18 protein-coding genes are annotated in these 24,263 nt (G+C 64.0%); 10 read left to right on the top strand and 8 right to left on the bottom strand.

The features are described from left to right. Window positions 1–99 precede the first annotated feature (99 nt). On the bottom strand, window positions 100–2,664 hold the full coding sequence (locus tag ACR9Y2_RS38290) for an ABC transporter permease (RefSeq protein WP_435047190.1): 2,565 nt from the start codon (window positions 2,662–2,664) through the stop codon (window positions 100–102). Window positions 2,665–2,793: 129 nt separating this feature from the next. Further along, window positions 2,794–4,293 (bottom strand): PLP-dependent aminotransferase family protein, encoded by a 1,500-nt coding sequence (locus ACR9Y2_RS38295; protein WP_435047191.1) that lies wholly within the window; start codon window positions 4,291–4,293, stop codon window positions 2,794–2,796. A gap of 56 nt (window positions 4,294–4,349) precedes the next feature. Between ACR9Y2_RS38295 and ACR9Y2_RS38300 the strand changes: the two genes are divergently transcribed. The 7 genes from ACR9Y2_RS38300 to ACR9Y2_RS38330 all read left to right on the top strand — a co-directional run bounded on the left by ACR9Y2_RS38300 (window position 4,350) and on the right by ACR9Y2_RS38330 (window position 11,718). Beyond that, entirely contained in the window at window positions 4,350–5,093 is a 744-nt protein-coding gene (locus tag ACR9Y2_RS38300) for a class I SAM-dependent DNA methyltransferase (protein WP_435047192.1), read from the top strand. A gap of 50 nt (window positions 5,094–5,143) precedes the next feature. After that, window positions 5,144–5,926, top strand: coding sequence for a GNAT family N-acetyltransferase (locus ACR9Y2_RS38305; protein WP_435047193.1), 783 nt, complete (start codon window positions 5,144–5,146; stop codon window positions 5,924–5,926). After that, on the top strand, window positions 5,923–7,266 hold the full coding sequence (locus tag ACR9Y2_RS38310; RefSeq protein ID WP_435047194.1) for a hypothetical protein: 1,344 nt from the start codon (window positions 5,923–5,925) through the stop codon (window positions 7,264–7,266). The genes ACR9Y2_RS38305 and ACR9Y2_RS38310 overlap by 4 nt, the downstream gene beginning before the upstream one ends. A gap of 111 nt (window positions 7,267–7,377) precedes the next feature. Then, the gene (locus ACR9Y2_RS38315; protein ID WP_435047195.1) at window positions 7,378–7,776 is read left to right on the top strand and encodes a GntR family transcriptional regulator; all 399 of its coding nucleotides are present in this window, start codon (window positions 7,378–7,380) and stop codon (window positions 7,774–7,776) included. After that, a complete protein-coding gene (locus ACR9Y2_RS38320; RefSeq protein ID WP_435047196.1) occupies window positions 7,773–8,681 on the top strand; it encodes an ABC transporter ATP-binding protein in 909 nt (302 codons plus the stop codon). Before ACR9Y2_RS38315 ends, ACR9Y2_RS38320 begins: the two co-directional genes overlap by 4 nt. Window positions 8,682–8,685: 4 nt before the next feature. Then, window positions 8,686–10,239, top strand: coding sequence for a hypothetical protein (locus ACR9Y2_RS38325; RefSeq protein WP_435047197.1), 1,554 nt, complete (start codon window positions 8,686–8,688; stop codon window positions 10,237–10,239). Window positions 10,240–10,647: 408 nt separating this feature from the next. Then, window positions 10,648–11,718, top strand: a complete 1,071-nt coding sequence (locus tag ACR9Y2_RS38330; protein ID WP_435047198.1) for a hypothetical protein — start codon at window positions 10,648–10,650, stop codon at window positions 11,716–11,718. Between the two features lie 15 nt (window positions 11,719–11,733). Here the strand turns inward: ACR9Y2_RS38330 and ACR9Y2_RS38335 are convergent, their stop codons facing one another. Next, complete coding sequence (locus tag ACR9Y2_RS38335) at window positions 11,734–13,209, bottom strand: MFS transporter (protein ID WP_435047199.1); 1,476 nt, start codon at window positions 13,207–13,209, stop codon at window positions 11,734–11,736. 145 nt (window positions 13,210–13,354) lie between these two features. Here ACR9Y2_RS38335 and ACR9Y2_RS38340 point away from each other — a divergent pair, with 145 nt between their 5' ends. After that, entirely contained in the window at window positions 13,355–14,257 is a 903-nt protein-coding gene (locus ACR9Y2_RS38340) for a LysR family transcriptional regulator (protein ID WP_435047200.1), read from the top strand. Between the two features lie 82 nt (window positions 14,258–14,339). Here the strand turns inward: ACR9Y2_RS38340 and ACR9Y2_RS38345 are convergent, their stop codons facing one another. The 4 genes from ACR9Y2_RS38345 to ACR9Y2_RS38360 form a co-directional block, all read right to left on the bottom strand. Then, window positions 14,340–15,161, bottom strand: a complete 822-nt coding sequence (locus tag ACR9Y2_RS38345) for an aldo/keto reductase (RefSeq protein ID WP_435047201.1) — start codon at window positions 15,159–15,161, stop codon at window positions 14,340–14,342. Between the two features lie 56 nt (window positions 15,162–15,217). Then, on the bottom strand, window positions 15,218–16,531 hold the full coding sequence (locus ACR9Y2_RS38350; protein WP_435047202.1) for a DUF4062 domain-containing protein: 1,314 nt from the start codon (window positions 16,529–16,531) through the stop codon (window positions 15,218–15,220). 69 nt (window positions 16,532–16,600) lie between these two features. After that, on the bottom strand, window positions 16,601–18,298 hold the full coding sequence (locus ACR9Y2_RS38355) for a DUF5597 domain-containing protein (RefSeq protein ID WP_435047203.1): 1,698 nt from the start codon (window positions 18,296–18,298) through the stop codon (window positions 16,601–16,603). A 68-nt stretch (window positions 18,299–18,366) separates the two neighbouring features. Next, entirely contained in the window at window positions 18,367–19,065 is a 699-nt protein-coding gene (locus ACR9Y2_RS38360; RefSeq protein ID WP_435047204.1) for a TetR family transcriptional regulator, read from the bottom strand. Between the two features lie 178 nt (window positions 19,066–19,243). Here ACR9Y2_RS38360 and ACR9Y2_RS38365 point away from each other — a divergent pair, with 178 nt between their 5' ends. Together ACR9Y2_RS38365 and ACR9Y2_RS38370 are read left to right on the top strand one after the other, a co-directional pair. Then, window positions 19,244–19,573 (top strand): PadR family transcriptional regulator, encoded by a 330-nt coding sequence (locus ACR9Y2_RS38365; RefSeq protein ID WP_435047205.1) that lies wholly within the window; start codon window positions 19,244–19,246, stop codon window positions 19,571–19,573. 4 nt (window positions 19,574–19,577) lie between these two features. Beyond that, a complete protein-coding gene (locus tag ACR9Y2_RS38370) occupies window positions 19,578–22,241 on the top strand; it encodes an ADOP family duplicated permease (protein WP_435047206.1) in 2,664 nt (887 codons plus the stop codon). Between the two features lie 32 nt (window positions 22,242–22,273). Here the strand turns inward: ACR9Y2_RS38370 and ACR9Y2_RS38375 are convergent, their stop codons facing one another. Beyond that, window positions 22,274–24,208 carry a hypothetical protein gene (locus ACR9Y2_RS38375; RefSeq protein WP_435047207.1) on the bottom strand — a complete coding sequence of 645 codons (1,935 nt, stop codon included), beginning with the start codon at window positions 24,206–24,208 and terminating at the stop codon, window positions 22,274–22,276. Between the last annotated feature and the right edge of the window lie 55 nt (window positions 24,209–24,263).

A 24,263-nucleotide genomic window follows, 5' to 3' on the forward strand; every position in this document is an offset into this window, starting at 1 on the left:
CGCGGATGGGGAGTTGATGGCCATGGCCGGCGGGTTGTACCTGGCCCGCCGGCTTTCAGCGATGACCTGCCCTGAGCGCTTGCAGGCAGGGCGTGAGGATTATTCAGCGCGGAGCGCCGACATGGGTTCCACGCAGGCTGCGCGCCAGGCCGGGATGGCGGAGGCGAGCAGAGCTGCCAAGCCGAGCAGGAGTGTGGCGACGGTCAACATGGCGGGATCGCCGGGCTGCACTCCGAAGAGATGAACGGTCATTAGCCTGCCCGCCCCGATCGCCAGGGGGATCCCGATGGCGAGACCGACGCACACCTGCCTGAGGGCGCCGGCCAATACCATGGCGACGACGCAGGCGCGATCCGCCCCCAAGGCCATGCGCACTCCGATTTCTCCGGTGCGGCGCTCCACCATGTAAGACAGCACGCCGAAGAGTCCCACGACCGCCAGCACGAGTCCGAGCAAGCCGAAGAGGGTCGTCAGGGAGGCGATGAGCCTTTGCTGCTGGAAGTCCGCGCTCACGATCCTGCTGTATGGTTCAACTTCATAGAGAACGAGATTCGGATCGACGCCGGCGATGGCATTGCGCACCTGTTTCTCCAGCTCCGGCTGGCTGCCCGGCGCCCATAGCACGATGTTGTAGAGGTAGTGGGACCAGATTTCGCCGCTTTGGTATGCCGGATTGTCAAAGTGGACGGTCTGGGCTTCCGGCAGCCAGTACATGGGCCGGACGGGTTTCTTGTATTCGTAGGTCATGTACCGGACATCGTTGACGACACCGACGATTTCGTACGTGCCCGAGTATTTGATATTGCCGGCACCGAAGTGCTGCCCGATTGGGTTCTGGTCCTTGAAGAATCGCTTCACGAACGCCTGGTTGACGACGGCGATGGGGCGCGTAGTCGATGTATCGTTCTCCGAAATGGACCGGCCCAACACGGTCCTGGCGCCGATGGCGTCGAAGAAGCCCGGCATGACGCGGACGAAGCCGGCTCCGGTATCTTCCTTGGCGCCCGGCTCCGGCTGGCCCGCTACACGAATGCTGTTGTTCCAACTGTCGCCCGTCATGGGTGCATAGAGGGCAGGCGCGACCATGCGCATGCCCGGGATCTGGAGCAGGCGCTCGTTGATCTGGCGGAACATGGGCTCGAGCTGTTCCGGCCTATAGTTGCCGAGCATGGGATTGATCGAGGCGATATAGCGGTCTTTCGTTTCGAAGCCGAAGTCCTGATGCTCCAGGTTGCGGAGGCTCTTGCCCAACAGGGCGGCCACGGATAGCAACACGACCGAGACAGCGATCTGTGCAATGACCAGTGTCTTCTGGGTCCAGGCGCGCCCGGCGCCGACGGAACGGCCCAGGCCGCGCAGTGCATCGGCGGGATCGGCATGAGAGGTGATCCACGCCGGTGCGATGCCGAACAGGATGCCAGTGAGCATGGAGACGGCGAGGGCGAACAGCAGGATGGGCCAGGACGGGGCCGCCTGGAGTGGGACGTAGTTGCTTTGGCTGCCGCCCGAAAAGGCGAGGGAAACCATGACCTTTGTGCCGGCGTAGGCCACGGCGATGCCCAGGAGTCCTCCGATGACGGATAGCAGTATGGATTCGACCAGGACACCGCGCATGAGGCGTGCGCGGGACGCACCCAAGGCGACACGGATGGAGGTTTGGACGCGATCCTTCAAGCCGCGTGTGAGCATGAGATTCGCGAGGTTGGCGCAGGCCACCAGCAACACGCAACCGGCGGCAATCAGGAGCAGGTTGAGCCCGTCTTCGTACTGATCGCGCATGACCTCGATGCCCGATCCGCCCGGAACGAAGCGCACGGTCTGCTGGGTCCACAGTTGTTTCTCGCCCGGCTCCATATCGGGCACGTGGCCGGCCAGCCAGTCGTGAAATTCCACCTTGAGCTTGGCTTCGAGGGTTTTCGGGTTAACGCCAGGACGCACTCTACCAATCAGATCGAGGAAGTTCGCGTTGGGCCGTTTCAGGCGGGCTGTCTCGCCATCGATGACGAGTTCCGCGGTCAGCGGCAGCCAGAAATCGGGCATGCCCCAGCCGGCGAGTTTCGCACCGTAGAAGCCCGGCGCAGCGACACCAATGATGGTAAAGGAATGGCCGTTGATTTGATAGGCCGCGCCGACTACGGAGGGATCGGAGGCGTATTTTTCGCTCCAGATGCGGTAGCTCATGACGGCGACCGGCGGCGCGCCTTCGACGTCATCCTCGTCGGTCATCAGGCGGCCGATCCACGGCTGCACGCCGAAGGTACGGAAGAAGTTGCCGGAGACGAACTCCCCGTTGCGGGTTTCGGCTGGTGCACCCGAGCCGGACTTGCGGACGCCCAGTGGCGCGTTGCCCGCCTGAAGTGCGGCGAGATCAACGAATTCTGGCGTCTGGGAGCGGAAGTGCCGGTAGGCTTCCCAGGAGAAGAGAGAGAAATCGCCGTCATCGCCCTGGGTGTATCCACCCCAATTGCAGCAGCGGACTTTGTCACCTATCTTCCAGAGCTCTTCGGGCTTTGTGACCGGGAGCGATTTCAGCATCACCTGATGAACCAGGGTGAAGATGGAGGTGGTTGCCCCGATGCCCAGCATGAGTGTCATCACCGCGGTGGCGGTGACACCGGGCGCCTTTCGCAATTGCCGCACTGCATCGCGCAGATCTGCCAGCACTGGTCCCTCCGTCACTTTCAGTGAGAATTGAAGCTTTGCAGCACTCCCTATATACGGTTGAGGCGGGCGAATGTGTGCGGACTCTGGCGGAAAAACTGCACAAGGCTAAGGGGGGGACCGCCGCGCGACCTACCTGCCCTGTCCGGCTGCCTTCAAAGCGTGCGCCAGTTTCGTGACAGCAGAACGAAGGCGGGCCGGAGAAAAGCCGGCAAAGCCCAACAGAAGGCCGGGGCGGCCCCCTGGCATGGACCGGCAGGGGCTCAACGGGCGGACATCGATGCCGGATCGCACGGCGTGTTCGCAGGCGGCCTCTTCGGTGAGGCCGTCGGCCAGCCAGCCGATGAGTTGGAGGCCCGCCTCGCCGGGCTGCAGTTCCAGGAGTCCCTTGAGTTGGCTGGATGCGGCCTCCAGCAGTGCGTCGCGGCGCTCGGCATAGATGATTCTCATGCGGCGCAGGTGACGGTCAAAGTGCCCTTCGAGAAGGAAAGCGGCGGCCGCGGCCTGTGTCAATTGCGGCGGAGCATCGTCAATGAGCGCGCGCATCGCGGTAAACGCGTCGACCAGGGCGGGCGGGAGCACGAGGTAGCCGAGTCGAAGCGAGGGCAACATGGTCCGGCTGAAGGTGCCTACATAGATCACGCGGCCAGCCTGGTCGAGAGCCTGCATGGCGAGCAGAGGGCGCCCGCTGTAGCGGAAATCGCCATCATAGTCGTCCTCGAGAACCCAGGTCTTGCGCCGGGCGGCCCAAGCCAGAAGCGAGAGGCGCCGCTGGAGGCTCAAGGTGACGCCCAGCGGGTATTGATGGGAAGGGGTGACGCAGGTCAGCCGTGGGGCTCCACGGAGGGACGCGAGGTGCTGTACCTGGATGCCCTCGGCGTCCACGGGGATGGGGAGGGGGCGGGCGCCGGCCGCGAGGAGGGCCGCGCGCATCCCGGAATAGCAGGGCTCTTCCAGCGCTACGCGGTCGCCGGGGTCGAGCAAGACGCGAAAAGTGAGGTCGAGAGCCTGCTGGGCACCGGAGACGATCATCACCTGCGATGCGGTGCAACGGATGCCACGGGATTCGAGCAGGTGGCGGGCAATGGCGTCGCGCAAGGGCGGGTAGCCGGCGAGTTCGCCATAGCCGAGGTCGCGTGGTTTGGCGGTGCGGAAATGGCGTGCGCAAAGGCGAGCCCACAGCTCCAATGGAAACCGGTCAGCGGCGATGGGTTCAGTGGCGAACGGGATGTAGGAGCCACGGTGGATGGTGGGCTTCCAGCCCGACCGGACGAGTTCTGCGCGGCGTGAGACCGTGCCATCGCCTGGCAGAGCCGGCGGGCGTAGCTGAGTTGCCGCCATGGCGCGGAGGAGCGTCTCCGGCAGCAGCCGGGAAACGAAAATGCCCGAGCCTGGACGCGATTCGATGTAGCCCTCGGCCTGTAACTGATCGAAGGCGTAGAGGACGGTGTTGCGGGCGACCCCAAGATCCCGCCCTAAGGCACGCGTGGAAGGGAGGCGGGTACCCGGCGCGAGGCGTCCCTGGAGGATCGCGGCCCGCACCTGATTGAAGACCTGGCGCTGCAGGGGCAGAGGCAACGAGGGGTCGAGCCCAGAGGGGAAGAGGCCCAGCGCTGCAACGACTGGTTCCATGAGTCTGGCAAGAATTGGACCTACTGAATATACCAGTCATCCGTTAGCGTGTAGTGGTGAGCGATGCGTTCCTGAACGTCTATGCCGACCGCCGGCGTGCTGAATCGTACGCCCGGTTGGAGTTTCCCGGCACCTATGCGTTGGCATTCCGCGACCTGCCAGGCATTCTGGCGGCGCATGTCGAAGGCCGACGGGCACTGGATTTTGGCTGCGGGGCGGGCCGCTCGACACGGTTCCTGCGGGCCTGCGGATTTGAGGTGACCGGAGTGGACATCTCACCGGAGATGATCAGCGAGGCGAGGGTCCGAGATCCGCATGGCGACTACCGATTGATGGCAAATGGTGATTTCGGCGAGTTTGCAGCAGGCAGCTACGACGTGGCCACCGCCGTGTTCACTTTTGACAACATTCCGATGGTGGAGAAGACGCCGCTGCTGGCTGGACTGGGCCGGTTGACGACGCCTGGCGCGCGGATTGTGCTGATTGTGTCGTCGCCGGAGTTGTACATCCACGAATGGGCTTCCTTCTCCACGGCTGATTTTCCCGAGAACTGGCGAGCCGGTCCGGGCGATACGGTGCAAACGGTGATGAAGGACGTGGAAGATCGCCGCCCGGTGGACGATGTGTACTGCCCGGACGACTCGTATCGCGCGATTTTCGAGGCGGCCGGGCTTGCGGCGGAAGAGGTGTACCGCCCGTTGGCCGGCCCGGATGAACCAGGCGACTGGGTACATGAGACCGAGATTGCTCCCTGGGTGATCTACGTGCTGGCACAGAGGGGACAGCAACCGGGCGCGTGAGGGCGGGGGAGTTTATTGCGGGGTCCGGATTGGGCGATGCTGGAGAGGCGATGATTACCCGTATTACCGAGCGCGACGAGATCCGGCGCCTGTTGGACAGGGATCGTGTGTGGGCGCTGTATGCGTTGGCCGACCTGGATGACGGTCTGTTCGAGCAGTGCGAATGGTGGGCGTGCGGCGAGGCGCTGGCCCTGGTGTTTGGCGGCATTTCGATCCGGCCGATCTTCGTGATGGGCGAAGGGGCGGAACTGTGCGAGCTATTGGGGACCATCCCGGCGGACTGGGGTTATTTGAACCTGCGTCTGCCGCAATGGGCAGCCGTTGCCGGGGTATGGAGCTATAGCGAGGAGCATCAGATGCATCGCATGGTGGTGCAGGAGTGGCGGCCGCGCCACGGCGAATGTGTGGTGCTGGGTCCTGAGGATGAGGACGAGATCCGGAGCTTGTACGACACGGGCGACGGAGGGGGCGTGGCATTCGCGCCGTATCAAGTGGCGACTGGTTTCTTCCGCGGCGTGCGGCGCGGTGGCGCATTGGTGGCGGTGGGTGGGGTGCATGTGGTGTCACGCGCGGAGAGTGTCGCCGGAGTCGGCAATATCTTCACGCGGCCCGACTGCCGGGGTCAGGGGCTGGCGCAGGTGGTGACGTCGGCCGTGGTGGAAGCGCTGCGCGCAGAGAGCATCCGGACGATCGGGCTGAACGTGGAGTCGACGAATGCTCCGGCGATCGCGGCGTATCAACGGCTGGGTTTTGTGGAGCGGTTCACGTATGTGGAGGGACCGGCGCAGCGCGGCGGAACCCCTCCAGCGCGGTTGGTGTCGAAAGCAGAGTGATCCGGCTTCCTTTCTCGAGGCCCGTGGCGGCGGACCCCGCGTCACCACTGGATTGGCGGCTGCAGGCGTGGATGCTGTCGGCTCTCTTCTTCAACCTGCCGTTCTACTTCCTGTATGGCGGGCGATTTTGGATGGAATGGCCGCTGCCGGTGTATGTGGTCATTCTGGCCGTGGTTGCGCTGTTCCTGGCCGTGGTGTTTTTCCTGCTGCCTGCGCTGGCGGTGCACACTTCGCGGAAACCGCTATTCGAAACCCTGGCGGATTCCGTGGGCAGTGGGCCGGCACAGGTCGTTCGGGCATGCGGTGTAGTGCTGCTGATCCTGTGGATCTCGGAGTTGCTGAGGATCCAGCGCTGGGCGCTCTCCCAAGCCCTGAGACAGGAGGACGGAAGCCTGGTGTTCGAGGGCCTGATCGTGTGTACTCTTGGGTTCCTTTGCTTCACCGGTCTGCAACGCGAGACGACGGCGGCAAGGCTGGCAAACTTCTCGACGAAGCTGGGCCTGGCGATTCTCATCGCGGGATTGGTCCGCGTGCATGTGGGGTGGCCGGAGATCCCGCATGGCTTTCCGGCGGATAAGAGCAGGCCAGCGGGTATGCTCATCTGGCAAGGCCTGTCGGTAGTGGCCCTGTATGTAGCGCCGTTCGGCTACTTTGCTGCTGGTTGGGGCCGCCGGACCGCAGGCCGCCGACAGATCGTGGCGGCGACTGCCTGGGGGCTGGCCCTACCGCTGTTCGCTGCGCTCCTACTGGTGGGCATATCCAATGCGGCCACTCATTCGTCTCCCTACGCCGAGCAGGGCATGAACCCGAACATCGCCATGGCGATGTGGGGTGGTGCCGCACGGGGCGCGGCGGCCGGGTACATGATGATTGCCGGGGTGACCGGCTTTGGCGCCATACGGCTGTGCTTTCGGGCTTTGGCGGATTCCGCTTCGTTGTTTTCCAGAACGCGTTTGGCCCAGTGGTTGATGGCAGCAATGGCCATTGCCGTGGCTGCTGGGTTGTCACAGTATCTGCCGGATGATCGGGTGACGCAGATGCGGGGCGCCGCCACCTATGTGGTGGTGGTTGTGTCGGCGATCCTGACGGGAGATTGGATTCTGCAGCGGCCACGGGCTGGAGGCAGTCGCTGGCTGGATTGGGTGGGCTGTGCGGCTCTTGTGGCGGGCGTGACGGCTCCCTGGTATCTGCCGGTGTTGCTGGTGGGAGCTTGGGATGATGCGTGGTGGTCCCGGTCGCTGCTTCCGTCGTATGGAATGGCCTTGCTGATCTGCGTGCTGGGGCGGCTGACGGAACGGGCCCGCCGAGGCGGACTTCGCGACACACGTGCCATTGAGTAGCCGTGGGTGTGAGTCTGCTGGGGCCGCCAGAGGTTGCACTTTTCCTCTTGCGCCATGGTGTAACACGTGACATAGTACACCTGTGATGCGAACCGGCACCGGAGACAAAGCATGATTCCGTTCCGGGTGACGCTGCAATCGGGGATTCCGGTCCACGAACAGGTGGCGTTTGAGGCGAAGAAGGCCATGATTTCCGGCCGGTTGCGGCCGGGCGATCCCTTCCCTTCTGTGCGCACGTTGAGCAAAGCGATGAAGATCCACCCAAACACCGCGCAGAAGGTGGTGGCTCAGTTGACGGCGGAGGGATTGCTGGAGGTGCGGCCCGGAATCGGCACGGTGGTGCTGGCACCGCCGCCCGGCACGCGCACGGAACGCGGCCAACTGCTAGGCCGCGAAGTGGAACAACTGACGGTCGAGGCCAAGAAGCTGGGCCTGTCACGGCAGGAGCTGCACGACGCGATCGATGAACACTGGCTCAAGCTGGAGCCGGCCCTGAAGGAGAGGCCATGAGCAGCCCGCTGCGTACCGAGGAGTTGACCAAGCGGTTCCGTTCTGTGGAAGTCTTGCGCCAAGTGACCCTGGAGGTGCCCGAAGGGGCCGTTTTTGCGTTGCTGGGTGCGAACGGCGCCGGCAAGACTACGTTCCTCAAGACGCTGCTCAACATTGAGCAGCCGACTTCCGGGCGGGCGGAGGTGCTGGGGGTGGATTCCCGGGCAATGGGGGCAGAGCAACTGGCCGGGATCGGCTACATCTCGGAGAACCAACGCCTGCCGGGCTGGATGAAGACCGGTTGCTTCCTCTCCTATTGCCGCCGGTTCTACCCGACGTGGCGGGACGACGAATTAGCAGAACTGGTGCGGCTGTACCAGCTTCCGCTGGACCGCAAATTGAGCGAACTGTCGCGGGGCATGCGGTTGAAGGCCGTGCTGGCGTCGGCGCTGGCGCACCGGCCGAAGCTGATCCTGCTGGACGAGCCCTTCAGTGGCCTGGACGTGCTGGTGCGCGAGCAACTGATCGAGAGCCTCCTGGAGCGCACTCCGGAATCCACGGTGCTGCTGGCATCGCACGACCTGCCGGAGATCGAGAGCTTTGCGAGTCATGTTGCGTATTTGGACGAGGGCCGGCTGGCGTTCGCGGAGGAGATGGGCAGCCTGACGGAGCGCTTCCGGGAGGTGGAGGTGACGCTGGAGGAGCCGGCGATGCTGCCGGGGGACCTGCCGCGGAGTTGGCTGAATCCGGAGCAGTCGTCCGTGGTCATACGGTTCACGGATTGCAGGTTCGACCGTCAGCAGACAGAGGCCGAGGTCCAGCGGCGGCTGCGCGGCGTAAGGGATGTGACGGCACGGTCGATGACGCTGCGAGCGATTGGGGTGGCGCTGGCGAAGTCGACGGAAACCGGAGTGGGGGCGAGGTGACGCCATGCCGATGATGCTGCATATCTTCCTGAAAGACGCCCGCCGGCTGTGGTGGGCGGTGCTGGCGACGTGGGTACCGCTAGCGGCTCTCTCGTGGCTGGACAGTTGGCGCACGGACTGGCTGATCGACGCACCGGAGGGTTGGCTGAATCTGCTGCTGCCCCTGGCTTGGGCGTGCCTGACCGCGATGGTGGTGCAGGAGGAGCCGCTGGCCGATCCAGATCATTTCTGGATCACGTGGCCTTACCGCTGGCCGGCGCTGCTGGGGTCGAAAGTACTGTTTGTGATCGTGTTCCTCCACGTACCGGCGCTAGTCGCGGATTGCGCGGTTGTGTCGGCTCATGGGTTCCCACTGGGGCATTCGATGCCGGCGCTGCTGGGGAAACAGGCTGTGCTGGCGGCGGTGGTGACGGGTCCGGCGATGGCGATGGCTGCGGTCTGCCGACGGATCCCGCACTTCCTGGTAGCGGCGATCCTGCTCTTTGGAGGGGCAGCGTATCTGGCAGCCTTCTCGGGTACCGTACCGCCCTGGACTGTTCCAGACGAGATGAGGAGGAGACTGCCCGCCGGCGTGGTGGCGCTGGCCGCGGCACTGGTGATCGTGCTGCAATACAGCCGGCGGCGCACCACTTCTTCGCGGGTAGTGGGCGCGGTTTCGGTAGCCGCGGCGGCCGTGCTCTTCGCGGGGCTGACGCCGGCGCTGACGGCCCGGTTGCGGGTGGCCTTGAACCCGAAACAGGCCGTACTCGCCCTGCGGTTGTCTGACGCACGGCCGGAAGCGCCCCGAACCTTCCGGGCTGGGCGGACGGAGGCGACGTTCGTTTCCATAGCGCTGCCGGTGACCATTACTCCGGCGCCCGGCGCAGCCGAGTACCTCATCGACAGACCGCAGGTGGAGATTACTGGCGCGGAAGGCCAGCGACTGCGGAGCGTCGTGCCCACCCCGGGTCACCGTCCCGGGCCGTCCGACGTGCTTGCCAATTTCGTGTTGAACGATCACGGTCAAGACTGGCTGGGCCTGCGGATCCCGCGCCGGGCAATGGACCAAATCCAGGCTGGCCGGGTGACGATTGTGGGTCGATCGACAGTGAATTTCGTAAGCCGTGGCGAGACGACCTGGATCGCGGCGGGCAGCGGTGCCGCAGTACCGGGTTTGGGTCGATGCATGACCGAGGAGTTGACAGGCCAGGACGCTTACCGGGAGGGCCTGCTGAAGGTAGTTTGTGAAGCGCTGACGCCGATTTCCCCGCTCACGGAGGTGCGGTTGTGGAATGAGGGGATGGGCCGCTCGTGGCGGCGGCATCTGGGTGACAGCGCTCCGGTGGTGTACGGGCCCCGGACAGCGTGGCTGTCGCCGTTGCATCGATTGCAGACGCATTTTCAGCTGGCGGCCGGCGCGAGGCGGCCACTGCCGGGCAATGGCTGGCTGGTGCCGCCGGAAGCGTTGACGGGCGGTCGGGTGGCGATCACGCCGGGCGCGATGGGGGAATCGGCTGCGCTGGCGATTGAGCTGCGGGGTGTGGCGTTGGGTGCGTTCGTGGTGACTTCGGGGGAGTGAGCTGGCGCGGGGTGACTAGGGGCTTGACCACAGCGAGTCAGGAAACCTGCATAGGCACAGCGGCTTTGCGTGGTTTGCTTTCGGCGGTCGTCGTTGGGTATGTGGAACGGCTGGGGCTGCTTGTATTTTGGGGTGGGGCGTTTCGGGGACTCCTCCGCTCACTTACGATCGCGGCTCCGTTTGTTCGCTTGCGGCAGGGTGACTGGTTCGCCTCGGGTCGAATCCTGACATTCTGGTATGTGATAAGCTGGCCGCCAAACTGGGAACAGATCAGATTCTGGGCCTCTCCCTGTTTGCAGAAGTATTGCGCCAAAAAAGCCCAGGCCAGCCGCATGGCTCACCGGCACTCTCTGCCGGCCGGAGTTCACGGGTGAACGACTTTAGTTTCTTCTCCAGGAGGTCCGTCCGATGCCGCCGCCCACACAAGAGCTGTTAGACGCGAGAGTCGCGATTACAGACATCATTGCCGAGAACAAGACCATGTCCGAGGAAGCCGCTCAACGGATCGTCTACTGGCACCAGCAGATCAAGATCTGGCAGGATTCGGACAGTCTATCTGATGCGTTTGCGGATGGCCGATTGACTTTTCGACAGATGAGCCATCCGGAAAAGAAGTACAACTACGCAAAGGAAAATCCAACCAAAGACCCAACACGGGAAAAGATCCTGGGCATTATCAACAACGACAGCCATCAAAAGGAGGTCACCAATACGGCCGTCAAGAACGATGATGATGTCTGGGTGCTGGGCGGAGCAAGGCGGACCCGCATCCGGCTCGACGCTGGCGGTGCGGGCATTGTGAGGCGCATGGATCCGCAGAATTTCATGCGGACCACGGAAGCGCCCCAATCCAGCAAGTTCCGGTTGGGACTGCACGCGCTGAGCGCTTCGTTGCTCGACCCGGCTGGCTATGTCCTCAAGCGCTATGAGGAATCGGTGCTGGTTGTCCTGATGCCGCTGCCGTTCCCCGATGACGTCCGGCTGTTCTATGAACTGCGGGAGTTGTCCAAGACGGGCGGGTGCCCCAGCTTCCAGAACGCGGTTGTGGTGATGGCGAGCGAGTTCACGAGACCGCAGTTTGCGTCCAGCCTGGACATGGGCGCCCAATATGTAGTCGTCAAATCCACGAGAACCGGGCAGGACAGCGTCAAGTACGTCAGAGGGACGAAGAACAATACGGTGCAGGGGCAATCGCCGACAGACTGCAGAAACCATGCCCGGAACAACTACAAAGCGATCCTGGGGAATCAGACGGCCAACGAGATCACGATTGCCTACCGGCGTTGCGGCAATCTCAGCCGATTTCCCGTTTTCGCGGTGAGCGTTCCGAAGGCGACTGATTTGAACGAGGTATCCATTGCCCTGCCCGGGCCGCCACGGGTGCAGAAGTACGGGACGCCCCCGCCGGTCGGGAATCCAAATTACGCGTCGACCGGCTTCGTCATCAGTGGAACCGATTTTTCGAAGCGGCCTGGGTAGGCAACGGAGCCAGCCTCAGGCCACGGCTGGATTAACGGAAGACCGACGGTTGGCGCCGAGGGCGAGGGTAGCAGCGGCGACCATGAGCATCGCCGCTACGCCGAAGGTGATTTTCATACCGGCGGCTATCGCCTCAGGGCTGGCCGCGGTGATGGCGGTCGTCGATGAAGCCAGTGCGAAGATTGCCCCCATGGCAGACGCCCCCGTGATCAGGCCGAGGTTACGGGACAGGCTGAGCAGGCCAGAGACGAGACCGCGCTGCGCAGGTTGGACGCCGGTGACGACCGCCGTGTTGTTGGCTGCCTGGAAGAGTGCGTAGCTGGCTGTGATGCAGACTATGGGGGCCAGGTATCCAGCGATGCCGAGGGTCGCGGGCAGTAACGACAGGGTGAGGCTACCGGCGCCGATTCCGATGAGGCCGGCGAGGGTCATGCGCGGCGCGCCCCAGCGGTCGACAATGCGACCGGCCGGCACTCCGGCGAGTGCCGCGACGAGCGGTCCCACCGAGAGGACGAAGCCTACCGAGGCAGCGTCGAGGCCGAGGGCGCGAGCGAGATAGAACGGTCCGACTACCAGTGTGGACATCAGTACGGTGGAGACGATCGCGCTCATCGCGAGGCCCGCGCTGAGCAGCGGGTTGCGGAACAGCTCCAACCGGATCAGCGGAGACACGGCCTTGGCTTCGACCCGCACGAACAAAGCGGCGCCAGCGACGGCGGCGGCGAGTAGTGTCAGGTTGATTGATCCGAAGCGGCCATGGCCCAGGGTCATGGACAACGCATAGGCGGCGAGCGTCCCGGTCAGGAGCAACGTCCCAGGTATGTCGAAGGCGGGAGCGGCCTTCGGTTCACAGTGAGCCGGCACAGGACTCGCAGTAGGCGGATGACTGGCGGGCAGGAAGCGATGTGCGAGGAAGAGGTTGGCGAGCCCCAGTGGCAGATTGATGAGGAAGATCCAGCGCCAGCCGGGTCCGGCGATGAAGAGGCCGCCGAGCGAGGGTCCCAGGGTTGTGCCGATGGCGGACATGGTGCCCAACAGGCCCATGGTGCGGCCAGTCTGTTCCTTGGGTACAGTCTCACCGACCGAGGCCAGGGTAAGGGCCAGCATGACGGCGGCCCCGAGGCCCTGCGCGGCGCGGGCGGCGATGAGGAACGAGAGCGTAGGCGCGGCGCCGCACAGCACCGAAGCCACTGTGAAGACCGAGATGCCAGCCAGCAGGACGCGGCGGCGGCCCAGCATGTCGCCCAGCCGTCCGACACCGACGATCATGGTAGTGATGGCCAGCAGGTAAGACAGTACGATCCACTGGACCGCCTGGAAGGAAGCTCCGAATGCCTGGGCCAGCGCAGGCAGGCCTGCGTTCGCGATGCTGGTGTCGAGCGACGGCATCAACATCGAGAGGGAGAGGCTCGCCTGGACCCAGAGGAGCGGGGGGCTGTGCCGCGCTGTTCCGGCCGTCCTGAATTCCTGTTCCGCAGTGGTTGTCATCATGGGGTTCTTCGCCTTCTGTCAGTTGGTTTCCTTGCTCTGTCCCAACCATACCTTTCTATGTGAGATAGCGGAAGACGCACCGGTTGCACTGTATTCGTGCACCAGACGCCATACCAAAACGAGATTGAGTTAAGATCAAGGCACGTTGACTCCGGACTTCAACCTGCTGCTGACGCTCGACGCGGTGCTCGCGGAGGGCAGTGTGGCGCGCGCGGCGCGGCGGCTGCGGCTGAGTCCTTCGGCCATGAGCCGGGCGCTGGCACGGCTGAGGGAGACGACCGGGGATCCGCTGCTGGTGAGGGCAGGTCGCGGGCTGGTACCGACACCAAGGGCGCTGGAGTTGCGCGAGCAGGTGGGCGGGTTGGTGCAGCAGGTGGAGGCGGTGCTGCGGCCGGCCGAGCAGCTCGACCTCAAACGTCTGGCCAGGACGTTCACGATCCGTGCGCGCGAGGGTTTTGTGGAAAACTTCGGAGCGCAGCTGATTGCACGCGCGAGCAAGCAGGCTCCGGGGGTGCGGCTGTGTTTCGTGCAGAAGCCGGACAAGGAGAGTGCCGGGCTGCGGGATGGAGAGGTGGATCTGGAGACGGGCGTGGTGGGGGCGGCGACGGGCTCGGAGATTCGGGTGCAGAAGCTATTCCGGGACCGGTTTGTGGGTGTGGTGCAGAAGGGGCATGCGCTGAGCAAGGGCAAGGTGACGGCTGCGAGGTATGCGGCGGGCCGGCATGTCGGTGTGTCGAGGCGGGGCCGGGATCAGGGTCCGGTGGATGAGGCGTTGCGGGCGATCGGTTTGGAGCGCAGGACGGTGGCGATTGTTGGCGAATTTGCGAGCGCGCTGGCCTTGGCCCGGGCATCTGAACTGATCGCGACGGTGCCGGAGAGGCAGACGGGGATTCTGCGTTCGGGCCTGTTTACGTTTCCCCTGCCGTTTGACGCTCCGGAATTGACGATTTCGTTGATGTGGCACCCGAGGATGGAAGCGGATGCGGGGCACGGGTGGATGCGGGGTGTTGTGCTGGAGGTCTGCGGCGGGGATCAGGCGACGGGGTAGCTTGGCCCGGCCTCTCTACACAGGCAGTGAACAGCCATTCGAGCGGAGTCACCCGTCGCAGCGAATACGGCGGGGCGTGTGGTCACTGCCCCATGAACCAGCCGGCGTGGCCGTGCACATAGGCTCCGAAGCGCCGCAGGTAGGCCATTTCGTCTTCGGGCAGCGGGCCGCGTTCTACCTCGCGGAGATTCTCCAGCAGTTGGCGTTCATTGCTGGGTGCGGTTAAGACTACGTCGACATTGGGATTGGATAGTACAAACCGGTAGCACTGTCCGGCGGTGGCGACTGGTTCGTTGGCGGGCCAGCCTCGCGGCCGGGCGAGCAAGCGGCGCCAGCGGGTGGCCGTATAGCTGATGACGCCGGTCTTATGCTCCGCCACATGCGGAAAGATATCGGTCTCGGCGCCGGGATGGGCGGCGTTGTAGCGGACCATCAGCGCATCCACGGCTCCGCGAGCGGCCAGTTCTCCGGCAAACTTCCGATGATGGCAGGAGATGGCGGTGGCGCGTACCCGGCCGTCCGCGCGCAAGGCACTGAGTTCGTCCTGAATGCGAGGTGGAAACTCCTTCGGCCTCAGAACGCCCAGGAAGTGGAACACGTCGATGTAGTCGGTCTTGTATCTTCGCAAGGCGTTTTCCAGCGATTTCCTAAGCGAAGTGTGGCCAAGGATCCAGTTGTAGCTGCCGGTGGCGAGGAGCACCTTTTCGCGCTGATCCGCATTCATGCCACGAACAACGCCGGTCACGTTGGAATCGATGGCATAGGCGAACAGATAGTTCACGCCGTGATCGAGCGCGCAGCGGACCGTTCGTTCACCCGGCCTGTAAGTGGCTGAGAGGCCCAAGCGATAGACGGGCCAGTTTTTGGCACCAAAATGATGGCGGAGAAAATCGGAGTCTGGCATCTGGAACCCTATCCGCCTGTAGGGTAGCGCGAATGCTGGCGGGTTTCGATGCCGGGTTAATTTCCGGGTTGTGCCAGCGCGGCCAGCAGGCTCTCCAAGGTCGCCTCGACGGGCTGGAGGCGGAGGTCAGCGGCGCGGGCCTTGCCCACGACGTCACCAGGGACGATGGTCCAGTATCCGTCCAGAACAGGCCGGAGTGCCCGGAACAGGCGCAGGATGCTGGGGTCGCGGAGGGAGGTTCCGGCCACGAGCAGCGGCGCATCCTTGAGGAGGGCGATCAACGCGGCCTCCAGTCCGGTGCCTGGGGCTTCAAAGCGGGCCAGGTCTTTTTCGCTCATGACCAGGACGTCGGGGAAGTCCACGGCGCCGTGGATCTTCCAGATGTACTTTTGCGGCGGAGGTGAGGGGAGGCTGGGGCCGACGACGAGCGTGTGCCCTGTTCCTTCTGTCGCGGCGGCCGCCTCGAGCAGTTGGTCGTAGTTGGTGGTGATGATGCGGGGAAAGAGACGGACGGCGTGGAGATGCGCCTCGCCCGGGGTGACGCCGCCGGGCAGGTCGAGGAGTTCGCGGAGCTTCACGAGCAGCAGGTCTCGGCTATGGAGGAGTTCGAAGTCGCTGGTGACGGAGGCGATGCCGCTGCCGACGGGCGGAGGCGCATAGCCGGCGGCTTTTTCGCGAATGGACCGGACAAGCTCGGAGGTCAGGACATCGGTGGAGGGCATGCCGGCACGCAGGGAGATGCCGGAACCGACCCAGAGAATCGCTTTGCCCTCGGCCACGGAACGGGCGAGGTGGACCGGAGGCTCGACCTTGGCGGGCGGAGGCGGCGGGGGGGGCGGCGCGCTTTCCATCTGGGTGCGGCGCTTGGCGATGAGGTCCCGCTGGTAATGATCGGAGAGCATCGTCACCACGGCCGCGGCCACCTTCTCAGAGAGGTCGACCACGTTGGTGAAGTTGCTGCGAAACTGACCGCCTTCCCACTCCTCGATCTCGCTGCGGAAATTGTCACGGCGCTTGGCATCCTCACTGATGCGGTCAGCCTTGTAGCTCAGATTCTTGAAGAAGGGCAGGACAGCCAGACCGTGGGCGCGCGCCGCGAGATACTCACCGTGCGTGACGGACACGTTCTGCTGCGAGAGCGGACCGGAGGTGGGGATCCAGCCGTAGCGGACTCCGCCGAGCAGGATCATGGCATGGCAGCTTTCGATCTCCTCGGAAATACGGTCCCAGGAGGTGGCGCCATTGGGCAGGATGCCTTCCGCGTTGACCGGCTCGAAGTTCATGGATTGGAGCTGCCTGACGATGAAGGCGCGCTCGTTCTCGAGGTCCTCCATGGTGCTTGAGATGAAGATGCGTAGTTTTCCCGGCATGAGCGCCCTCGATTGGTTTGCAGGGTATCACAGGTGCGCGGGCAGGCCGGGAGCGGCGTGGTGCTCGAATCAATCGAAGCGGACCAGCTTCACTTTCAACATGCCGATCTTCGGGCCGGGTAGGGCGGGCGTATAGATCTCATCGCCGTTGATGCGGCGGCCCGGCACCCATTTGCCCTTTTCGTAGCGGCCCTCGTCCTTGGCTGAGATGCCGACGCGCGCCGGGCCGGGGGAGTCCACCGCAAAGGCCGGGTCGCCGTTGGCGCCGATGAAGAGGAACTCTTCGGGCGCGGTGTTGACAACGAGGGCGAAGGGCCGGGTGTCGTTTGACAGGGCGCGGGTTGACAACGAGACCGCTCCGGGGAGTTCGCCGGACGGGGTGCTGGCGCCTGCGGCGGTTCCGCCTGTCCCGCCACGGCGGAGCGTGATCCGGTAGCCGCCGAGGGAGAGGGGTTCCGGTTTCTCGCCCTCGGCCACCAGAATGGCCTTCACCTTGCCCGCGGCCTGCCACGCGGCGAGTTGGGGCAGCATTTCAGTGAGCAGCATGTAGGCCTGCGAGACCTGCCCCTCGGGATTGAGATCCTCGACACCAAACGGCGCCCAGGCCCAGGCGGCGTGATGGCCGAAGGCCCAGAACAGGTTGCCCACCTGGTCACGCGCCTCGGGGATGAAGAGCGGGTTGCCGGACCTGGCGTAGAGCGCGCAGGTGCCCTTGAAATCGGGTACGTAGATATCGGGCGCGAGGAAGTCGAGGGAGGGGGCGGCGGCGCGGTAGACATCCATCACTCGGGCGACGGGTCCGCCGCTGGGGTACTTGCCCGGGGTTTCCTGGTTGGGCTGGGGCCCGAGCCAGGCGTTGGCGTACATGGGGAGGTTGAGCTCGGCTTTGCCGGCTTTGGCAACTTCGCCGATGTAGCGGCCGACGTGATAGGCCATGAAGATCTCATCCGCCCATTCGTCGGTGCCGAACACCTCGGCCCAGGTGCCGCTCGTCTTATACCCGTTGCGCTTCCAGAGGTCCTGCATTTCCGGCAACAGTGCGGCCTTGTGCTGGGTGAAGTAGTTCATCAAGGCAGCGGGCACGGGCTGGGCCCAGGCTGCTTCCGCGAGGGGCGAACGATCGCGGCTGTCGCCGAGCGAACCGGCTTCGTTCTCGACCTGCATCATGATGACTGTGTGCTGGGGGTCGACCTCGCGGATGTGGCGCATGAGAGCGCGGAAGGCTTTGGCATCCGCCTTGAGGGTTTCCTCTCCCAGGGGGCTCAGCGGCCCGGTGCCCTTCTGCTCCATGTCGGCGGCGAGGAAGGAGGCGAGGCCCGAGTTGGGGCGGATCTTCAGTAGCATGGGCGGGAAGCGTTTGGGATTGGACTTCACCCAATGCGGCACATAGCTGGAGCCGGCGTTCTTCCAGGTGGCGAGCCAGATGAGGACGAGCCGCATGTTTCGCTGGCGGGCCTGTTTGATCTGAGCATCGACGAGGGCGAAATCGAACTGTCCTTCGACGGGCTCGACCAGTTCCCAACTGGCGGTGCCGATGACCGTGTTGAGGTGCATGGCGGCGAGTTTGTCCCAAATCGGTTTCATGTACTCGGCGCTGGAGGCGCTGGAGTTGTGGAGCTCGCCCGCGAGCATCAGGAAGGGTTTGTTGTCGACGAAGAAGTGCTGGACGGCACCGTTCTGACGGATCTGGGGCAGGGGCGCCGTCTGCGCCGAGCAGATTGCAGCCGCGAGGAGGAGCGCCGGAAGGAGGAGGCGGATGGACTTCATAGGGTTCACGGATCGAAGGAGGGTGAGAGATCGGGATCGAAGCGTCCAGCGGAGCGTAGCATGCCGGCTCACTTTCGCGGTTTGCGGGCAGCGCCGGATTTCGACGGGCTCCCTGTTGCGGCTTCGGGGTTCGGATTCAACAGCGGGCCGAGTTTGTCGAAGACCTGATCGACTGCTGCCGAGATGTCGGACTGTCCGTGCTCGAACCACCATCGGACGGCGAGCCCGGCCACGTGCAAGGTAAGCCCCGCGAGCAAACTCGCCGTCAGGTCGTCCTCACCGCACAGCTCACAGCGCTGGGCGTATGCCGCGGCGACCTGGTTCTGCACTTCGGCCAGTCTCGACATCTCGGCAGCCTGCGCGGCGGGATGTTCCGCCAGGATGGCCATGATCTTCGGGGTACGAGGGTGTGCGGCTGACGCCTGGACGATCTGGACGACTGTCGAGCGGAACACCTGGTGCAGTGAGTAGTCCGGCGGACAAGACTGGATGGCCGCGGTGAGCAGAGTTCCGTAGCTCAGCATCGCGTGCGCCATCAGATCGTTCTTCGAGGCAAAGTAGCGGAAGAAGGAGCGGCGGGATACGCCTGCAGCCCGTGCGATGTCGTCGACGGTGGTCTCGTCGAAGCCCTTCTCAGCGAACAGGTCGATGGCCGCATCCCAGATGGCGTCCCGCACGAACTGTTGTTTGCGGGCCTGCAAAGTGGGCAGCGCGTCGGGCGATTCCTGTACCAGGTCCTTTGAATGCGGCGATGCCTGAGAGGTCATAGAGCTACTGCGAACCTAGCACGACTTGTCGCTTAGTGGCAATCCAGGCATTTCATGTTGATGACGGCATATAGTGCCGCTCTTGCGCGCAGTGGAAGAATTGGGTGGGAAGCTTCGATGAGATTATACCTTGACACTCTGCATATGTCGTGATTCTATGCATGTAGACACTCTAGGCATGGAACCCAAGAAATCAGACCTATTGCAGGGCACACTCGACCTGCTGGTGCTCAAGACGCTGGCGGCCGGGCCGCTGCATGGATATGCGATTGCGCAACGCATCCTGATTGCCTCGAAGGAGACCCTGGATGTGCAGCAGGGATCGCTGTATCCGGCGCTGCACCGTCTGGAACGCAAGCGGCTGGTGGAGGCCGAGTGGCGCGAGTCAGAAAACGGGCGGATGGCGAAGTTCTACACCTTGACGAAACTAGGGCGGACGCAACTGGAGGCGGAGCTCGACCAGTGGAAGCTCTATGCGCAGTCGATTCGCTGGGTTCTGGAGGCTTAACGTCATGAAGCTGCCATGGAACAGAAAAGAGTCGGAACTCGAACGCGAGGTGAGGTATCACCTGGAGTCGCTGGCCGAGGGCTTTGAGCGGCAGGGGCTGACTCCGAATGAGGCGATGCTGCGCGCGCGGCGTGAGTTCGGCGGGGTGGAGTTGTATAAGGAGCAGTGCCGGGACGAACGGCGCTGGCAGCCCCTGGCGCAGCTCTGGCAGGACCTGACCTTTGGAGCGCGCATGATGCGCAAGGCGCCAGCCGTGACCGCGGCGGCAGTGCTCTCACTGGCCCTGGGCATTGGGGCGACCACGGCGATTCTGTCGCTGATGGATGCAGTCTTGTGGCGGACGCTGGCGGTGCCGCATCCCGAACAGCTGACGGAAGTGCTGTGGCAGTCGAAGGGGCGACCGGAGGGGCTCTACCAGAGCTCCAGCGGGAGCATGCATCTGGACGGGGCGACGCACGTGGCTGACTTCTTCAGCCGGTCGGCCTTTGACACGTTCCGGACAAAGATGGAAAGGGCCAACGTGGCGGCGCATCTGAATCCTGACGACGTCAGCACCAGCTATGCGGGCATCAACTCAGTGGCGCGGCTGCGGGCGGTTACCGGCAATTTCTTCGCAATGCTGCAAGTGCAGCCCCTGGCGGGCAGGCTGCTGCTGCCTGGAGACGACCGCGCGGATGCCCCGCTGGCGGTTGTGGTGGCGCATTCGTTCTGGGAATCGAACCTGCGGAGCGATGCCAAAGCGGTGGGGCGTGTGTTGAGGATCAACAACCGCTCGTACACGATCGCGGGTGTGCTGCCGGCCGAGTTTGGCGGGATCGCCACCGGCGACACGACCGACTTGTACACGACGATCGAGCACGCGCCTTCGGTGCTCGAGACAGACAGCCAGGAGCGGAAAGCAGCCACGGATCCGATGACGTGGTATCTGCAGATATTGGCGCGGCGGGCTCCGGAGGTGACGGCCGAAGCATTGGCTCCGGAGATGACCGCGCTGTTCCGCTCCAGTTGGGGCGCTGCCCCCGAGAACCCGGAGGATGCGCCGGCGATCCGGCTGCAGCAGGCCAGCGGCGGCATTGGGAGCCTGCGGCGCGAGTTCGGCAATCCGCTGAGGATGTTACTGGTGTTGGTGGGCTTTGTACTGTTGATAGCGTGCGCGAACATCATGAACCTGATGCTGGCGCGGGCCGACAGCCGTCGCCGCGAAGTGGCGTTGCGAGTGTCCCTGGGCTGCAGCCGGGCGCGGCTGATGCGCCAGTTCTTCACGGAAAGCGCCCTGCTGGCGACCTGCGGCGGCGTGCTGAGCATCGCGGTTGCTTACGCCACGGCCAACTTCGCGGTGACGCTGATGCCTGGAGATTTGCGTCTGAACTTTGCCGTGGACCTGCGAGTGATCCTGGCGACACTGGCGGTAACGGCCGTCACTACCCTGGCATTTGGACTGTACCCGGCATGGCGCGCAGCCCAAATGGATGCGGCGCCGGCTCTGAAGGAAGGCAGCGGGGCGAGCGGCGGCGTGCGGCACACGTGGCTTGCTCCGGGCAAGCTGATGGTGCTCGCGCAGGTGGCGTTCAGTGTCCTGCTGGTGGCGGCGGGTGCGGCCTTCACCGCCCATTTAAGGAAGATCGTTACACGCGATACAGGTTTTGAGAGGACGCGTATCCTGATGTTCGATCTTCGTCCCGGCCAATCCGGATACCACGAAGAGAAGCTGCGGCAGTTCTATGTTCAACTGGAGCAGCGACTGCGGGAGATACCCGGGGTGGAGTCGGCCGGCCTGGCGCGGATCCGGCCGATGAGGGGCGGCGGGTATTGGGATGACATCCGGATTCCGGGCCATGCGAAGGTGATCTCCACGGCAGTCAATTTCGTGACGTCGGGCTATCTCGATGCCCTGGGTGTCAGGATTGTTGCCGGCCGGCCATTCACGCGGCAGGATGTGCTGTCGCAGGCCCGGGTGGCCATTGTGAGCGAGGACTTCGGCAAGGAACTGGGCCGGTCGCCGCTGGGCCTGAGCTTCCCGATGGACGGCAAATCGATCGAGATCGTGGGGGTCGCGGCCCGGGCGCGTTACTCACGATTGACTGAGCAGCCGAGCGTACTCTATCTGCCCAATACACTCAATAGCGACACGACGACCGTATTGGTGCGCACCTCGATTCCACCCCTGCAGGTGATGGGCGGAGTGCGCAGGATGGTGTCCGACCTCGACGCGAATCTGCCGATTGTGAAGGCGGTGACCATGCAGGAGCAGATCGCGGCCACCCTGCGACGGGAGCGGCTGTTTGCGTGGCTGTGCGGCGCGTTTGGAGTCCTGGCGCTCGTGTTGTGCATGGTGGGTCTTTACGGTGTGATGGCCTATGCCACCTCCCGGCGCAGCCAGGAGATTGGGATTCGCATGGCTTTGGGGGCCTCCCCGTCGAACCTGCTGCGCCAGGTGATTGGGGAGGGCGTTGGCGTGGCGCTGGCCGGGTGTGTGCTGGGGACGCCGGTGGCCTGGTGGGCGGCGCAGCGGTATGTCGATTACAAGAATCTGGGCATGGAACCGCTCGACCCGGTGATTGTGGCCTGGGCCGCGGCCGCACTGGCGCTGGCGGCGCTGCTGGCGGTGCTGGGGCCAGCGATCCGGGCGGCTTCGGCGGATCCGATCCAGGCGCTCAGGGAGGGGTGAGCCTCGCTCTCCGGGAAGCTCGAGTCCTGCTTCTATTTCACCGGATACCAGCCGCGGTCCCAGGGGAACGCGAACGTGGGCCTGTTGGTATAGCGGGTCATTTGGAACTCCAGGCGAGCGCCGGCGCCCGGATCAAGGCGCACGGTGATGACCGGCCCCTGAAACTGGGTCCTGCGGCCCGCGATGGTGATCGCTTCGAAGCGATGCTCCCCATAGCCACCGGCCTGTATCACTACTTCGCGGGGCTGAATCGGATTCGTATTCACGAGGGTAACGGTCGCTGAGGCAGCGTCCAGTTTCTCGACGAGAGCACCCACATCTTCGGGCAGACCAGCGCGGCGGCGCACGGGATCGAAGTACCGGAAGCGGCTGTGCAGCACCCAGATGCGGCCGGTGGAGAAGTACCCGCCTAGCGTGAGGTTGGTGAGCGCATTGGTGGTGGCTGGGTTGAAATCGAGCAGATAGTCGGCCAGCCTTGAATCGGGCGACGTCTGGTCGTTGTGAATCATGTCCACGCGCAGGCGGACGCGAGCCAGGTCGCTTTGCAGCGACTTCTCGGGGAAGTCGGGGATTTTGCCTTCGAGGAAGCCCAGCCAGGCAGAGGTTCGATCCTGCTCGCCATAGCCGCCACGGCCGGAACGGACTTCAAAAGAAGATGCGATGGGGATCCGTTCGAGGTCCTTGCGATTCATCGACCAGAAGTAGATCTCAGCCAGGCGGTCGATGTAGAGCTTGTTGGTGTAGTGATACCACTGAGGCGGCCCATCGAACTTGTAGCCTCGCGGATCTCCGTACATCTGCGGCAGCAGCGTTTCGCCCTTCTCGACCTTCTTCTGTGCGTACAGGTTATCCAGTTGCTTGCGGAGCGTATCGACGAAGGACTGGTCGCCGCTGAGCAGCAGCGCGGTGCCAAAACCGGGCCAAGAGCCGTCAGTGAAGTAGTTGCGATGCGCAATCTGTTCCAGTTCACCGTCAAAGATGGTGAAGTTCCAACCATAGGTACCCTTCCACCATTGGCCTTTGTATTCGCCGCCAAGTTTGCCGTCGAGCCCGATATTGCTGGGGATGTTGCCACCCGCCTCCGCAGCGCGCTGCTTCCAGGCGCCTACGTATTCGAGTACCCACTGGCGGTATTTCTCATCGCCGGTGAGGGCATAGGCATTCAGCCCAAGGATGGTGGACGCGAGGTTGAGGGAGTTGTCGCCCGTGCTGTCGAGGTACTCGGCGCAATGGGCCAGCATCTTCTGGTAGTGCGACTCGAGGTCGAGCATTTTGCCGCGCCCGGCCGGATTGTGAAGGAGATGGAAAGTGCCGGGGACCGGGTCGCCCACCCAATCGTAGGTGGTCGCCTTGCGGAGCATGGGCCCTTTGCTGCCGGTCCAGATGCTCTTGAGAATCTTTTTGTCCTTGTCGTAGTTGGGCGCCTCTGGATCCTCACCGTCGTACATGGCGGCGAAACGTTTGACGCGTTCACGGTAAAGGGAGTTATTGGGATCGGAGAGACCTTGCAGCAGGAAGGCCCGCATCCCTTCGCCGGTGTGAAACCAGTCCGACTGGGTGATGAACTCCTTGGAATAAGCGCCATTCGCGGCCAGCGGAGTGAGCTTGGTGCGCAATTCCCCATATTGCCGCCAATGGCCCTCCTGGCCTTTTCTATAGAGGTCAAGCACCGCATCGGAGCCGCCGAGGGCGTGCAGGAGAGTCCAGTTCCAGTAAGTCTCGATGGCGTCGTCAGGCCCGTCGAGGGTGCCCCAGCGCGGCGTGTGCAGCAGGTAACCGCGATCGTCGATGAACTTCCGGGCAAACTCCTGCACGGCGAGCGAGTTGTACTTGAGCAGGTCGCGTTCCAGCAGGGCCCAGGCGGGTGGAACCATGGGCGTGTCGATGTGAACTGTGAGCTCGGCGCGGGGTTGCTGGCCCGACAAGAGGGCCGCCGTGAACAGGAGGAGCAGGTTTCTGAGGCGCATCGGGATGGACCTCACGATATCAACTCGATCAGATGAGTGCGACGGGTGCCCGCCG

Source organism: Paludibaculum fermentans, assembly GCF_051172195.1.
Taxonomy (GTDB): Bacteria; Acidobacteriota; Terriglobia; order Bryobacterales; family Bryobacteraceae; genus Paludibaculum; species Paludibaculum fermentans_A.

What these genes read in the sequence shown, in the direction of transcription:
- ACR9Y2_RS38295 (WP_435047191.1), bottom strand. Translation starts at nt 4,293, where the DNA reads ATGGAACCAGTCGTTGCAGCGCTGGGCCTCTTCCCCTCTGGGCTCGAC.
- ACR9Y2_RS38305 (WP_435047193.1), top strand. Translation starts at nt 5,144, where the DNA reads ATGATTACCCGTATTACCGAGCGCGACGAGATCCGGCGCCTGTTGGAC.
- ACR9Y2_RS38315 (WP_435047195.1), top strand. Translation starts at nt 7,378, where the DNA reads ATGATTCCGTTCCGGGTGACGCTGCAATCGGGGATTCCGGTCCACGAA.
- ACR9Y2_RS38320 (WP_435047196.1), top strand. Translation starts at nt 7,773, where the DNA reads ATGAGCAGCCCGCTGCGTACCGAGGAGTTGACCAAGCGGTTCCGTTCT.
- ACR9Y2_RS38325 (WP_435047197.1), top strand. Translation starts at nt 8,686, where the DNA reads ATGCCGATGATGCTGCATATCTTCCTGAAAGACGCCCGCCGGCTGTGG.
- ACR9Y2_RS38330 (WP_435047198.1), top strand. Translation starts at nt 10,648, where the DNA reads ATGCCGCCGCCCACACAAGAGCTGTTAGACGCGAGAGTCGCGATTACA.
- ACR9Y2_RS38335 (WP_435047199.1), bottom strand. Translation starts at nt 13,209, where the DNA reads ATGATGACAACCACTGCGGAACAGGAATTCAGGACGGCCGGAACAGCG.
- ACR9Y2_RS38345 (WP_435047201.1), bottom strand. Translation starts at nt 15,161, where the DNA reads ATGCCAGACTCCGATTTTCTCCGCCATCATTTTGGTGCCAAAAACTGG.
- ACR9Y2_RS38350 (WP_435047202.1), bottom strand. Translation starts at nt 16,531, where the DNA reads ATGCCGGGAAAACTACGCATCTTCATCTCAAGCACCATGGAGGACCTC.
- ACR9Y2_RS38355 (WP_435047203.1), bottom strand. Translation starts at nt 18,298, where the DNA reads ATGAAGTCCATCCGCCTCCTCCTTCCGGCGCTCCTCCTCGCGGCTGCA.
- ACR9Y2_RS38360 (WP_435047204.1), bottom strand. Translation starts at nt 19,065, where the DNA reads ATGACCTCTCAGGCATCGCCGCATTCAAAGGACCTGGTACAGGAATCG.
- ACR9Y2_RS38365 (WP_435047205.1), top strand. Translation starts at nt 19,244, where the DNA reads ATGGAACCCAAGAAATCAGACCTATTGCAGGGCACACTCGACCTGCTG.
- ACR9Y2_RS38370 (WP_435047206.1), top strand. Translation starts at nt 19,578, where the DNA reads ATGAAGCTGCCATGGAACAGAAAAGAGTCGGAACTCGAACGCGAGGTG.
- ACR9Y2_RS38375 (WP_435047207.1), bottom strand. Translation starts at nt 24,208, where the DNA reads ATGCGCCTCAGAAACCTGCTCCTCCTGTTCACGGCGGCCCTCTTGTCG.